Annotated in this window: 15 protein-coding genes; 10 read left to right on the top strand and 5 right to left on the bottom strand. The window is 55.2% G+C overall.

What is annotated here, in order from left to right; genetic code table 11:
- Positions 1 to 149: 149 nt before the first annotated feature.
- Positions 150 to 896, top strand: coding sequence for a bifunctional NADP-dependent 3-hydroxy acid dehydrogenase/3-hydroxypropionate dehydrogenase YdfG (ydfG, locus tag P9J57_RS10335; RefSeq protein WP_014605789.1), 747 nt, complete (start codon positions 150 to 152; stop codon positions 894 to 896).
- 28 nt (positions 897 to 924) lie between these two features.
- On the opposite strand, the gene P9J57_RS10330 is transcribed toward ydfG, so the two are convergent.
- Positions 925 to 1,251: a YnfA family protein gene (locus P9J57_RS10330; protein WP_028715174.1), complete on the bottom strand. Its 327-nt coding sequence runs from the start codon at positions 1,249 to 1,251 to the stop codon at positions 925 to 927.
- A 156-nt stretch (positions 1,252 to 1,407) separates the two neighbouring features.
- On the opposite strand from P9J57_RS10330, the gene P9J57_RS10325 reads away from it, so the two are divergent.
- Complete coding sequence (locus P9J57_RS10325) at positions 1,408 to 1,707, top strand: DUF1283 family protein (RefSeq protein ID WP_227008739.1); 300 nt, start codon at positions 1,408 to 1,410, stop codon at positions 1,705 to 1,707.
- A 45-nt stretch (positions 1,708 to 1,752) separates the two neighbouring features.
- Positions 1,753 to 2,049 carry a DUF1161 domain-containing protein gene (locus P9J57_RS10320; RefSeq protein ID WP_013025845.1) on the top strand — a complete coding sequence of 99 codons (297 nt, stop codon included), beginning with the start codon at positions 1,753 to 1,755 and terminating at the stop codon, positions 2,047 to 2,049.
- Between the two features lie 105 nt (positions 2,050 to 2,154).
- Here the strand turns inward: P9J57_RS10320 and P9J57_RS10315 are convergent, their stop codons facing one another.
- A complete protein-coding gene (locus P9J57_RS10315) occupies positions 2,155 to 3,618 on the bottom strand; it encodes an MDR family MFS transporter (RefSeq protein ID WP_483279498.1) in 1,464 nt (487 codons plus the stop codon).
- Positions 3,619 to 3,995: 377 nt separating this feature from the next.
- Between P9J57_RS10315 and P9J57_RS10310 the strand changes: the two genes are divergently transcribed.
- The 4 genes from P9J57_RS10310 (at position 3,996) to osmV (ending at position 7,433) form a co-directional block, all read left to right on the top strand.
- Positions 3,996 to 4,712 (top strand): ABC transporter permease, encoded by a 717-nt coding sequence (locus tag P9J57_RS10310; protein WP_013025847.1) that lies wholly within the window; start codon positions 3,996 to 3,998, stop codon positions 4,710 to 4,712.
- 64 nt (positions 4,713 to 4,776) lie between these two features.
- Positions 4,777 to 5,640: a glycine betaine ABC transporter substrate-binding protein gene (locus P9J57_RS10305; RefSeq protein ID WP_227008738.1), complete on the top strand. Its 864-nt coding sequence runs from the start codon at positions 4,777 to 4,779 to the stop codon at positions 5,638 to 5,640.
- A 9-nt stretch (positions 5,641 to 5,649) separates the two neighbouring features.
- Positions 5,650 to 6,297, top strand: a complete 648-nt coding sequence (gene osmW, locus P9J57_RS10300) for an osmoprotectant ABC transporter permease OsmW (protein WP_015700252.1) — start codon at positions 5,650 to 5,652, stop codon at positions 6,295 to 6,297.
- On the top strand, positions 6,297 to 7,433 hold the full coding sequence (gene osmV / locus P9J57_RS10295) for an osmoprotectant ABC transporter ATP-binding protein OsmV (protein WP_013025850.1): 1,137 nt from the start codon (positions 6,297 to 6,299) through the stop codon (positions 7,431 to 7,433). Before osmW ends, osmV begins: the two co-directional genes overlap by 1 nt.
- A 124-nt stretch (positions 7,434 to 7,557) precedes the next feature.
- Here the strand turns inward: osmV and bioD are convergent, their stop codons facing one another.
- The 3 genes from bioD to P9J57_RS10280 form a co-directional block, all read right to left on the bottom strand.
- Positions 7,558 to 8,256, bottom strand: coding sequence for a dethiobiotin synthase (gene bioD, locus P9J57_RS10290; RefSeq protein WP_019105177.1), 699 nt, complete (start codon positions 8,254 to 8,256; stop codon positions 7,558 to 7,560).
- 115 nt (positions 8,257 to 8,371) lie between these two features.
- Complete coding sequence (gene mlc / locus P9J57_RS10285; RefSeq protein ID WP_483279497.1) at positions 8,372 to 9,589, bottom strand: sugar metabolism global transcriptional regulator Mlc; 1,218 nt, start codon at positions 9,587 to 9,589, stop codon at positions 8,372 to 8,374.
- A gap of 133 nt (positions 9,590 to 9,722) precedes the next feature.
- Complete coding sequence (locus P9J57_RS10280; RefSeq protein WP_014593769.1) at positions 9,723 to 10,610, bottom strand: LysR family transcriptional regulator; 888 nt, start codon at positions 10,608 to 10,610, stop codon at positions 9,723 to 9,725.
- A 94-nt stretch (positions 10,611 to 10,704) separates the two neighbouring features.
- Between P9J57_RS10280 and P9J57_RS10275 the strand changes: the two genes are divergently transcribed.
- The 3 genes from P9J57_RS10275 (at position 10,705) to cybB (ending at position 13,123) form a co-directional block, all read left to right on the top strand.
- Positions 10,705 to 11,952, top strand: coding sequence for an MFS transporter (locus P9J57_RS10275; RefSeq protein ID WP_015700247.1), 1,248 nt, complete (start codon positions 10,705 to 10,707; stop codon positions 11,950 to 11,952).
- A 165-nt stretch (positions 11,953 to 12,117) separates the two neighbouring features.
- A complete protein-coding gene (locus P9J57_RS10270) occupies positions 12,118 to 12,375 on the top strand; it encodes a hypothetical protein (RefSeq protein ID WP_014605782.1) in 258 nt (85 codons plus the stop codon).
- A gap of 202 nt (positions 12,376 to 12,577) precedes the next feature.
- Positions 12,578 to 13,123 (top strand): cytochrome b561, encoded by a 546-nt coding sequence (cybB, locus tag P9J57_RS10265; RefSeq protein ID WP_029568805.1) that lies wholly within the window; start codon positions 12,578 to 12,580, stop codon positions 13,121 to 13,123.
- Positions 13,124 to 13,163 lie beyond the last annotated feature (40 nt).

The following is a 13,163-nucleotide window of genomic DNA, read 5'->3' as shown; positions in this document are numbered from 1 at the left end:
TTACCTTGCTGCCCCGTTCTCTGCACGATTTCGGGGCAGCGTGCGCTAAAAGCGCGCAAAAGCGCCTCCCCGCGGAATTCAGCGGACACAGGCTAAAATGCCGTGATAAGGTGAGGAGACATCACGAAACTGGAAGAGGGAAAAGTGAGATGATTATTTTTGTTACGGGGGCCACAGCCGGTTTTGGCCAAAGCATTACCCGCCGATTCATCGAAACAGGTCACAAGGTGATTGCCAGTGGACGTCGTGCTGAACGCCTGAAGGCGCTGAAAACGGAGTTGGGTGAGAATCTGTATACCGTACAGTTAGATGTGCGTAACCGGGCATCGATTGAAGAGGCTATCACACAGCTGCCTGCCGAGTGGCGCAATATTGATGTCCTGGTGAATAACGCCGGTCTGGCGTTGGGCATCGAACCCGCGCACCGGGCAGATGTGAACGACTGGGAAAATATGATCGACACCAATACCAAAGGGCTGGTCTATATGACGCGCGCGGTTTTGCCTGCCATGGTAGAGCGTAACGTCGGTCACATTATCAACATTGGTTCGATTGCCGGCAGCTGGCCTTATGCCGGGGGCAACGTTTATGGCGCCACCAAAGCCTTTGTGCGCCAGTTCAGCCTTAACTTACGCACCGATTTACACGGTACGGCCCTGCGTGTGACCGATATTGAGCCGGGCCTGGTCGGCGGCACGGAGTTTTCTAACGTGCGCTTTAAAGGGGACGATGGCAAGGCCGAACAGGTCTACGAGGGCGCCACGGCCCTGACGCCTGAAGACGTTACCGAAGCCGTTTACTGGGTGGCCACGCTGCCGAAGCACGTCAACATCAATACGCTTGAGATGATGCCTGTCAGCCAGACGCTGGCAGGGCTGAAAGTGCATAAACCCTGACCGATAAGCCAGCCGCAAAGGCTGGCTTTTACGCTTTGCCCCATCCCGCTACGATAATCAGCATGCCGCTCAGCGCAATCAGCGCACCACTCCAGTCCCATGCGCTCAGCTTGACACCTTCGACCACGCGCAGCCAAAGCATGGCCGTCAGCACATAGACGCCGCCATACGCCGCGTAAACCCGGCCGCTGGCCGCAGGATGTAAGGTCAGCAACCAGACAAATAACCCGAGGCTCAATGCGGCAGGCAACAACAGCCACATGGACGCCCCCTTCTTTAGCCACAGCCACGGCAGAAAACAGCCGATGATTTCCGCCAGCGCGGTGATAAAAAACAGCAGCGTGGTTTTAAGCAGCACAATAATCTCTCTGACAGGTAAACAACATGCACACAGCTGGTGAGCAAGTAATCGGCAATGGTATACTATTCTCATTTGATGCAATAGTTTTACCCAAGAGTAAAACAGTGTTAACCGAAGGATATTACGATGAAAAAATTGGTTCCGGTTCTGATGGTGGCCCTGCTTTCTGCCACCGCGATGCGTGTCAGTGCGAACACCGAACACGTGATTATTGAAAACGGCAGCAGCGCATTGAGCAACGAAGCGGCACGTCAGAGTAAAGAGCAGTGGAATGATACGCACATGCTGCGCAACAAAGTGAACAGCCGGGTTGAGAAAGAATTCGATAAAGCCGATCGCGCATTCGACACGCGCGACAAATGTGAACAGAGCGCTAATCTGAATGCCTATTGGGAACCCAATACGCTGCGCTGCTTAGACCGCCGCACGGGCCGCCCGGTATTGCCGTAAATTTCGGCTATAGTAATGACTGACGCATGACAAAAGGAAAGGGTTATGAAGATCAAGAGTGCATTACTGACAGCGACGTTTTTAGCCTTCCCCCTGCTGGCTCAGGCATCCTGCGAATCTGTAAAAGCGGATATCAGCCAGAAAATCATTCAAAACGGCGTGCCTGAATCAGGCTTTAGCCTGGATGTGGTCGCCAACGATCAGGTTGATCAGGCTGGCGGTCAGGTCGTTGGCCATTGTGATAACGACACACAGAAAATTGTTTATAAAAAGCTGGGCCGTGATGAGGGCGCCTCCGTGCCCGACAGCGCAGGCAGCTCGCAAGACTCCTCTACACAATAATGTTCAGGGCGACGATGATGTCGCCCTGTCTTTTCCTGTCTTTTCCTGTCTTTTCCTGTCTTTTGCTGGCCCTTCTCTGCCCATCACGCCTGAGGTTTCAGCGCACTATTCCGTTTGTTGCGGCTGCTGGCGCGGCATCTTCCACGCTACCCACAGGGTGAGGAACGCAATGACCAGTGCCACAATAAAGACCCAATGTAGCGATGCGGCTATTGCCTGCAGCATAGGCAGAAGCACGTCCGGTGCCAGGCGGTCGCGCGTTTCCTGCGACATGATTTGCTGAACCGGATCCTGCGCATGGGGCAACCGCCATTGCAGATTCAGGTTAAGCACCGCGCCCATCACCGCTGTCCCCAGCGCCGATCCAATCATACGGCTAAACATGACCGACGCTGTACAAATGCCTTGCACGTTAAAGTCGGCATGATTCTGGACAGATACCAGAAATGTCGTGCTGGTCATTCCCATGCCGGTTCCGATGACAAAGGCGGTAAATCCCGCCTGGAACAGCGTGCTTTCTGTGTGCAACAGCAGTAGCAAGGCGCTGCCGCCGATTAATAACAGTGCGCCCAGCTGCGCGGTAAAACGGTAGGAGGTCAACAGCATCAGACGGCCACTTAGCGTACTGGCCAGCGGCCAGCCGACAGACATCATAGCCAGCGCAGTCCCGGCCTGAAGCGGCGAACCGCCGGTCACGCCCTGAATCCAGGTCGGCAGAAAAGCGCTGACGCCCATCATGGTTGCACCAATGATGAAGTTGCCGAGATTGCCCGCGATAATCAGTGGGCTTTTCCACAGGCTGAGCGGGAACAGCGGCGAGCGGGTGCGCTGCTCATGACGGGTTAACTGCCAGCCAGCCACCAGGCCAATGGCTAAGAACAGCAGCAGCCAGTAGCCAAGCTGTTCAGCCTGCAGCAGCGCAATCAGAACGGCGCTGATACACAGCGTGAGCCAGCCGCTCCCGGTCAGATTCAAAGACTGGGAGGGTTGTGTCTGCGTATAGGCAGGCAGCAAGGCTGCCAGCATCAGCATGCTGATGATGCCGATCGGTACGTTGACCCAGAAGATGACGGACCAGCTAAAGTGCTGGACCAGCCAGGCACCGGACAGCGGACCGACAATCGCCGCAACGCCCCAGACGCTGGACAACCAGCCCTGCACGCTGGCGCGTTCCCGGGGGGAATAGATGTCTGCCACGATGGTGGAGCTCAGCGGCATGATCGCGCCCGCCCCTAGCCCCTGAAATGCCCGGAAGACAATCAGCCAGAGCATCGTGTGGGCGAAACCGCAGAGCACCGACCCGGTAAGGAAGATCGCGATGCCCAAAAACAGCATTTTTTTGCGGCCCCACAGGTCCGCCAGCCTGCCATAGAGCGGCACGCTCACCGCCTGGGTAAGGAGATAGACAGAGAAAACCCAGCCAAACTGCGAAAAACCACCGAGATCGGCCACAATCGTGGGCATTGCGGTCGCCACAATCGTGACTTCAATCGCAGCCATAAACATGGCAAGCATACAGGCAAAGAGAATCCAGTGGCGACGGCGTGGTTCGGAGGTGCTGTTGGTCATGATGCTCCCTTTTTTGTTCCCTAAGGCTAGCGCATATTTCACCAGACGGGAACCGATTCAATCCAAATTGTGACACTGTCACTTAAAAAAGGCCTTTTCAGGTCGTTTCACTCTGAAACCTGTTGCTGTAAGGGCTGAGGCGTTTTTTGGCTCATGCTATCTTCCTGATTTTTCCGATAAAAGCTGGCGCGCTCCGCTTACCGCTGCTATAGAAATAAAGCGGTATTTTCCGCACTTTGTGAAATTACGCAGAAATTCACTGCGGTTTGCCGCATTTAGCGACCGGCATGGTTTTGGAAGGGGCGCTGACGATAGCCACTTTTGTCATGCTGGTTTAGGTAGCTATAACAACAGATCCGTAAACAGGGAGAAACCGTATGCATAACGCTTCACTGGCCAGGCGTGCCGGTCTGGCACTGCTGGCTGTGGTCGCAGTGGCAGGTGCGCTGGTATGGGGGCTTGGCTGGGATACGCTGGTCGCCCGCAAAGACGATCTGATTTACCTCGGACAGCAGCACCTGTTTCTGGTGTTTTGGTCGATGCTGTTCGCCCTGCTGGTCGGTATACCCAGCGGTATTCTACTCAGCCGCCCTTTTGCCCGGCGCTGGGCGGAATATGTCATGCAAATCTTTAACGTCGGCAATACGCTGCCTCCTCTTGCCGTTCTGGCGCTGGCGATGGTTGTCATTGGCATTGGTGATAAGCCCGCCCTGGTCGCGCTGTTTCTGGCATCACTGTTGCCTGTCGTCCGTAACACCTACTCCGGACTCAGCGCCGTACCGCCTTCGTTGATCGAAGCCGCGAACGGCATCGGCATGACCAAATGGCAGCGCTTGCGTCAGGTTGAGATTCCTAACGCCCTGCCGGTTATTCTTGCGGGCGTGCGCATTGCCACCGCCATTAACGTGGGCACCGCCCCGCTCGCCTTCCTGATTGGCGCCAGCAGCTTTGGCGAACTGATTTTCCCCGGCATTTATCTTAATGACTTCCCTGTGCTTATCCTGGGTGCCGTTGCTACGGCGCTGGTTGCACTGGTGCTGGATATGCTACTGGCGTCATTAGGGCGCTACCTTAGCCCGCACGCTGCGGCATAACGATAAGGGGTTTGTAATGCTAACGCGCTGGATTAAGAGCTCTACCCTGGCACTGGTGGCCTCAATGGCACTCAGCCAAAGCGTACAGGCGGCCACGCCGCTGGTGCTCGCGACAAAAAGCTTTACCGAGCAACATATTCTTTCAGCCATGACGGTTATGTGGCTGCAAAAGAAAGGCTTTGAGGTTATCCCGAAACGCAACATCGCCACCACCATCAGTCGTAATGCCATGATTAACAAGCAGATCGACATGACCTGGGAATATACCGGTACCTCACTGATCATCTTTAACCATATTAATAAACCGATGTCCTCCGAGGACGCCTATAAAACCGTGAAAAATCTGGACGGCAAACTGGGTCTTATCTGGCTCAATCCCGCCCCGATGAATAACACCTATGCCTTTGCCATGCAGCGCGCGCGCGCGGAAAAAGAAGGTATTTCGACGCTGTCGCAACTGGTGGCCAAAATGGATCAGGTGCGTAAAACAGATCCGAAACATAACTGGCGACTCGGGCTGGACCTGGAGTTTTATGGCCGTTCAGACGGCATGAAGCCACTGCAGAAGACCTACAACCTGACGCTCGACAGGCCACAGATTCGCCAGATGGATCCGGGGCTGGTCTATAACGCCGTGCGCGATGGTTTTGTGGATGCCGGCCTGATCTACACCACGGACGGGCGCGTGAAAGGTTTCGATCTCAAGGTGCTGGAAGACGATAAACACTTTTTCCCCAGCTACAACGTGACGCCGGTTGTGCGTCAAGACGTGCTGGCGAGCCATCCCGGTCTTGAAGCCGCCCTGAATCAGCTTTCCCCGCTGATCACCGATGAGGCCATTACCGAGATGAACAAGCGCGTGGACATCGATCACCAGTCGCCTGAACAGGTGGCGCGCGATTTCCTTCAATCCAAAAACATGCTGTAAGGAGGCATCGTGGATACCCTTCATTACATCATTGATAACTGGAATAACCTGCTCACGCTGACCTGGCAACATACCTGGCTGGTGCTGGTTGCAGTAGGATGCGCGATTGTTATTGGCGTACCCCTTGGGATTTTAATTGTGCGCTTTAAATGGCTGGCCGCGCCGGTGCTCGGCATTGCCACCGTTGTACTGACCATCCCGACGATTGCGTTGTTTGGCCTGATGATTCCGCTTTTCTCGCTGATTGGGAAAGGGATTGGTGCGCTACCGGCTATCACGGCGGTCTTCCTGTATTCATTACTGCCGATTGTGCGCAACACGCATACCGCATTGGAAAATCTGCCGGACGGCCTGCGTGAAGCGGGTCGTGGCATTGGCATGACGTTCTGGCAGCGCCTGCGTTGGGTTGAGATCCCGATGGCGCTTCCGGTGATTTTTGGTGGTATTCGCACCGCCGTGGTCATGAACGTTGGCGTGATGGCTATCGCGGCGGTGATTGGTGCTGGCGGGCTGGGCATGCTGCTGCTGGATGGCATTAGCGGCAGTGATATTCGTATGCTGATTGCCGGGGCGCTGATGATTTGCCTGCTGGCGATTGTTCTTGACTGGCTGCTGCACCGTTTGCAGCTGGCGCTGACTCCTAAGGGAATTCGATAATGATAAAACTTGAAAATCTGACGAAAACCTTCAGCCAGAAAAACGGCACGCTGATGAAAGCGGTGGACAATGTGAGTCTTGAGGTTCCTGCTGGCGAGATGTGCGTGCTGCTTGGGCCTTCTGGCTGTGGCAAAACCACCACGCTGAAAATGATTAACCGCTTAATTCCCTCTACCAGCGGGCGGATTCTCATCAACGGGGAAGACACCAGCACTCAGGATACCACCACCCTGCGTCGCAATATTGGTTACGTGATCCAGCAAATTGGTCTGTTCCCCAATATGACGATTGAAGAGAACATCACCGTGGTGCCACGCATGCTGGGCTGGGATAAAAAGCAGTGCCGCGAGCGGGCAACGGAGTTAATGAGCATGGTGGCATTGGATCCGAATAAGTTTCTGCATCGCTACCCGCGTGAAATGTCCGGTGGACAACAGCAGCGCATTGGGGTGATTCGCGCGCTGGCGGCTGATCCGCCGGTACTGCTGATGGATGAGCCTTTTGGCGCGGTTGACCCAATTAACCGGGAAGTTATTCAGAATGAGTTTCTGGATATGCAGCGTCAGTTGAAGAAAACGGTGATGCTGGTCAGCCACGACATTGATGAAGCACTCAAACTTGGCGACCGCATCGCGGTCTTCGGCCAAGGCAAAATTGTCCAGTGCGCCAGCCCCGATGAGTTGCTGGCGACGCCGGCTAACGATTTTGTCGGCTCCTTTGTTGGCCAGGACCGTACGTTGAAACGTCTGCTGCTGGTACAGGCAGGCGACGTGACCGACCAACAGCCCACCATCACGGTAAAACGCTCGACGCCGTTAACGGAGGCTTTTGGCACCATGGACGAAAACGACATGCGTTCCATCACCGTGGTTGACGACGACGGCAAGCCGTTAGGATTTGTGAAACGCCGTGAGGCGCGTCACGCGAGCGGGCGCTGTGAAGAGATGCTGCATACGTTTAAAGTGACCGGCAAAGCAGAAGAAAACCTGCGTGTGGTTCTGTCGAAACTCTATGAACACAACACCGTCTGGATGCCGATTGTGGACGAAGATGGCCGTTACAGTGGCGAGATTTCCCAGGACTACATTGCTGATTATCTCAGCTCCGGGCGTACCCGTCGCCGCCTGAATCCATAATGAATCAGGGCCGCACGTTGGTTGCGGCCCACTTAATCCTGCCTCTCATTCCGTATCACTGTTGGTCAGTTATTTCTGATGAATGGTACCGTCGCGCGCGTGGCGCCATCCTGCTCTGGTTCTCTCATGCTGTTTTTGTCCGGGCGTAGTGCAGGTTATTGCTATTCAGCAGGGAGATATCCAGATAACGGGACAGATCGCGCTGCTCTGCGCGGGGCAAATAAGGCAACTCACCGAGAAGCGGTGCCGTAATCTGTTCACGCAGGACGGAAATGATATCGGCATAGTGCGCCAGCCCCGGATTAATACGATTAGCCACCCATCCGGCCAGCGGCAATCCGTCGGCCTGGATCGCCTGAGCGGTCAGTAGCGCATGGCTGATACAACCTAACTTAATCCCGACCACTAAGATAACGGGCAGTTGCTGCTCGATCACCCAGGCCGACAGCGGCTGGGCATCGTTCATCAGGCTGCGCCAGCCCCCGGTGCCCTCGACCACCACGCGATCGGCAAGCTGATTGAGATGCTGAAGCCCCTGCGTGATTTTCGCATAATCGACCTTATTGGGCGGATAGCCGCAGATTTCTTCTTTCTCAAAAATGACCGGATTCACTGCCTGATAAGGCAGCGCAAGGGAAGAGGCGCTCTGCAAAAACAACCCATCCTTGTTTCTCAGGCCCTCTTCTGTTTTGACGCCCCAGCGGGCAACAGGTTTGTAGCCCGCAGCCCGCTCGTTCGCCTGGGTAAAACTTTGCAGCAGGGCGCGTGCGACCACGGTTTTCCCCACTTCGGTATCGGTTCCGGTAATAAATAGCGTTTTCACTCTACTTCTCCTTCACAAGCGGTGTCAGCTCACTGACGATTCGGCTTTCATGCGAATGATCATTCTAAGGAAGGAAAAGGGGGAGCAGATTGCGTTAGCGCAAGGTTAGTGTTGCTTAACCTTGCAGTAACTTAATTAACAGGTAGCCGCTGTAAAGCGAATCCTTGATCAACGCGGCCGCACCCAGCGTACCTGGCTCAGTAAATTCAGTGGGTGCAAGCTGAATCACTGCGCTGTATGCAGGTAAAGACTGCTGGTGAATGGTATTTTGTACTGCCGGAAAGAGAACATCTGCCGCCTGATTTAGCGGAGAACCGATAAGAATTTGTTGAGGATTAAAGATATTGACCATCATGCCGAGGATCCTGCCAACATGATGCCCCACTGTCGCTATGGCATCCCGCGCCAGCCTGTCGCCGCTCTGTGCTGCCTCACAAACGGCAGAAAGCGTTAAGGGCTGATGGCGTAACAGGCTGTCGGGCTGACCCGGAAGTCGGTGCGCAATCAGCGCCAGCAGGCTGCCGGTACTGGCGACTGTTTCAAGACAGCCGTGATTGCCGCAGTAGCATTGCTGGCCGTAAGGATCGACCTGTGTGTGGCCGACTTCCACCAGCGCGCGTCCGCTTTTGTGCAACAGCTGACCGCCAGTGATCACGCCAGCCCCTACCGTTTCGTCGATCACAATCTGAATCACGTCCTGCGCACCGCGTGACGCACCAAACAGCGACTCGGCAAGCGTCCAGGCGGAGATATCGTGCTGGATAAATACCGGCAGGCCGGTCCGCGCCGCCAGGGTGCTGCCCAACGGCATATCATGGCAGGTATAGCCGGGTAAACGGTGCACCACACCGGATGCGGCATTAATCAGCCCCGGTAGGGTGATGGCAATGGCGGTCAGCCTTTCCAGCCGTTTCTGATGACGGATAAAAAACGCGTCAACATGGTCGGTCAAACGCGTCAGCAGCGGCTCCGTGGCGTCATCAATGAGCGGCAGGTTGTCTTCGACCAGCGCCCTGCTGCTGAGGTCACGCAAGGTCAGCGTCAATATGCCACGGTGCAGACGAATCGCCAGATAGTGCCAGGCGTCCGTATCAAGGATTAAACCAATCGCCGGACGGCCGCGAGCGCCCGGCTCCTGAAACTCGGTTTCCTGAACCAGGTGGGCATCCAGCATTTCCCGCACGATTTTGGTAATACTGGCAGGCGCCAGCTGGGCCCGTTTGGACAGTTCAATACGCGAGACTGGCCCATGCTGATCGATTAACCGGTAAACGACGCCAGCATTAATTTGTTTAATTTGGTCAATATGGCCAGGTTGACTGTCCGAACTCACACCCTGCTCCGGTTATTTTCGCGCTTCTAAATAAATATCCGCTATGGTGCGGCAGATTCACTTTTTGCGGCAAATATTTGCTTAGATATGTGATTTAACACACATAATTTTTCCGGCTTTGGCGGATAAATTGTCACTCACGGCGCAGTAACGCCATCATATGCGCCATCTGCGCACTCATTTCGCGTTCGCCCGACCAGACCAGCCACATCTCCGACTGCGCATCAGGCTCCTCCAGCGGTAACCACACCACGTTCGCCAGACGCGCGTGGCTGAAGGAGGCAGGCAAGATAGATACACCCAGCCCGGTCGCGACCAGTCCGAGAATAGTCATGGCCTCGCCCACTTCCTGGGTAATGTAGGGCCGGATCTGATAGCGCTGAAGCAAATCCAGGATTTCGCTGTACAGTGCCGTTCCCACCTGAGGATCAAAAAACACAAAGGGTTCCCGCGCCAGCGCCTGCAAGGTGATCCGCCCTGCCGTCGCCAGCGGATGGGCTTTATGCACCACGGCGCACAATGGCTCGCGCAGCAAAAGCTGATGATGCAAATCGGCGGGGAGCGGCGTGTTGCGCATGACGCCGAGGTCCAGCTTGCCTTCATGCAGCGGAGCCAGCTGCTGACGGGTGTTAATTTCCTGCATCTGAACATGTACGTTGGGCCAGCGCTGGCGAAACACATAAAGCGCATCTGACATCACGCCAATAAAAGCCGCAGAGGAGGTAAATCCAATGCGCAGCTCTCCTTCTTCACCGCGATGCAGACGCGCGGCGCGCTGGGTTGCCTGCTCGACCTGTAACAGGATTGCCCGCGCATCCTGTAAAAACTGCGCGCCGGCCGGCGTAAGCTGCACGCTACGGTTGGTGCGGTTAAACAACTGCGCGCCGGTTTCCGCTTCCAGCTGCATGATTTGCTGACTCAACGGCGGCTGGGAGATGTGTAAGCGCTGGGCTGCGCGGCCAAAATGCAGCTCTTCCGCAACGGCAATAAAATAGCGCAGGTGACGCAGTTCAATATTCATAGGTTAAACGTCTTATTTAAGATGATTAATATATTAGACAACCTAATAGACCTTTTCTACAGTAACACTCTGTTTTTACTCATAAGGATCCCCTGTGAATCGCTCTTCACCTGCGGTGCCGCTGGACAGCGATATGCCTGCGCAGTCTGAGGCTTCCGCGTCTGACTGGATTGTGCGCGGCACCCGGCCTTTTATGCGCGTCACGCTCGCCTTGTTTTCTGCCGGGCTGGCCACCTTTGCCCTGCTGTATTGCGTGCAGCCTATTCTGCCGGTGCTCTCTGCACAGTTTGGCATTTCTCCCGCCGCGAGCAGTATTTCGCTTTCCATTTCCACCGCCATGATGGCCCTGGGATTACTGGTGACAGGCCCGCTGTCCGATGCCATAGGACGGAAGTCCGTGATGGTAACGGCGCTCATGCTGGCCGCAATCTGTACCCTGCTCTCTGCCACTATGACCAGCTGGCACGGCATTTTACTGATGCGGGGCTTGATCGGCTTATCGCTGAGCGGTGTGGCCGCGGTGGGCATGACCTATCTGAGTGAAGAGATCCATCCCAGCGTGGTGGCCTTTTCGATGGGGCTGTACATCAGCGGAAACTCGATTGGCGGCATGAGCGGCCGCCTGATAAGCGGTGTATTAACCGACTTCTTTTCATGGCGCATAGCCATTGCGGCCATTGGCTGTTTTGCCCTCGCCGCTGCCCTGATGTTCTGGAAAATCTTACCTGAATCGCGCCATTTCCGTCCGGCCTCGCTGCGCCCGCGCCATCTGACCATTAACTTCCGTCTGCACTGGCGCGATGCGGGATTGCCGCTGCTGTTTGCCGAAGGCCTGCTGCTGATGGGCGCCTTTGTGACGCTGTTCAACTATATCGGCTATCGCCTGCTGGGCGCGCCGTGGCATTTAAGTCAGGCTGTGGTGGGCTTGCTGTCGGTGGTTTATCTGACCGGGTCATGGAGTTCCCCGAAAGCCGGCGCGTTAACCAGCCGGTTTGGGCGCGGCCCGGTTATGTTTGGCTCGACCTTTATTATGCTGATGGGGTTACTGCTGACGGCATTTAACGGTATCGTGCTGATCTTCATTGGTATGATGCTGTTTACGGCAGGATTTTTCGCGGCGCACTCCGTGGCGAGCGGCTGGATTGGCCCACGCGCTCGTCGGGCAAAAGGTCAGGCTTCTTCGCTCTATCTGTTCAGCTATTACGTCGGCTCAAGCGTGGCGGGTACGGCTGGCGGCTTTTTCTGGCATCAGTTTGGCTGGGGCGGCCTGACACTGTTTATCTCCGCTTTACTGCTGTTAGCGTTGTGGGTTGCCTGGCAGCTGCACCGCCGCAAACTCTAGCAAAACTTAATGAATATTCCGGGTGTTTGACTGCCCGGAATGCGGCCCGTACAAGAATTGTCCGTATTATCAGTATGATTGCCTAAAGCACGCGTTTCCCCGCTATAATCGGTTTGATCCCAAAGATTAATGTCATCTTTGAATTCACAGCAAGGGGGAGACCTAATGGCGCGATACTATTACGTCAACAAACAATCAGGCTACAACGATAATCACGTGGTTCATGCAAGCGGCTGTAAATATCTTCCGGATTTGGAAGGTCGGCTGTTTCTCGGCACATTTTATTCCGCAACCGCAGCCATTCAGCAGGCCCGTAAGTACTATCCCGGTTCATTAGGGTGCGATGCGTGTTGCCCGGTTGCCCCGGGTAAAAATGTGCACACTCAGGACAGTGTGGCGCTTAAGCACGGCGTGGATTTCTGATTACGCAACGCCCGTTTGACGTCAGTATGGCGGTTGCTGGCCGCCATTCTCAGCCCAGCCCGTGTGCCGGTTATCCTCGCCTTCTCTGCCCCCGAGTCTGCTGTCTGCGGTTGGTCTGTCATCCCACAGAGTCGTCATTTCGTTAAGCTTTTTCATTTTTTTCCGTTATCTTAGAACCCTTACTTTCATACAGGGCTCTACCATGCGTAATAAATTCGCATCGTCTCAAATTGCGCTTCACTGGCTTACTGTTCTGCTGCTCATCATTGCCTATGCCACGATGGAGTTACGCGGCTATGTCGAGCGGGGTTCCTGGCAGCGCTTTGCGATGATGGTGACGCATTTCAGCGCCGGGGCGACGATTCTGGTGGTGATGCTGTCGCGATTACTGCTGAAACTCCGTCATCGTAGTCCCGCCATTATTCCTCCGGTGCCGCGCTGGCAAACCGGGCTGGCTCATCTGACGCATACGCTGATTTATGCGCTTTTCATCACGCTTCCGGTGCTGGGACTGGCATCGCGTTATCTGAAAGGTCGCGAGTGGCAGTTATTTGGTATACCGATGCCGGTGGCGGCCGAACCTGACTTTGATCTGTCGGATACGCTGACCGACTGGCACGAAACGCTGGCCCCACTTGGCTACTGGCTGATTGGCTTACATGTGGCGGCGGCGCTGTTTCATCATTACGCCCTGAAGGACAATACGCTGCTGCGGATGATGCCCGGACAGCGTCATCGCGAGCCGTAAACGCCATACTGCCGTATCGGGCAAAAAAAATTCATCTTAA

The sequence above is a fragment of the Pantoea sp. nfd-35 genome (genome assembly GCF_056892255.1).
Note: the sequence above shows the minus strand (reverse complement) of the source record. Positions and strands in the feature narration are given on the sequence as shown.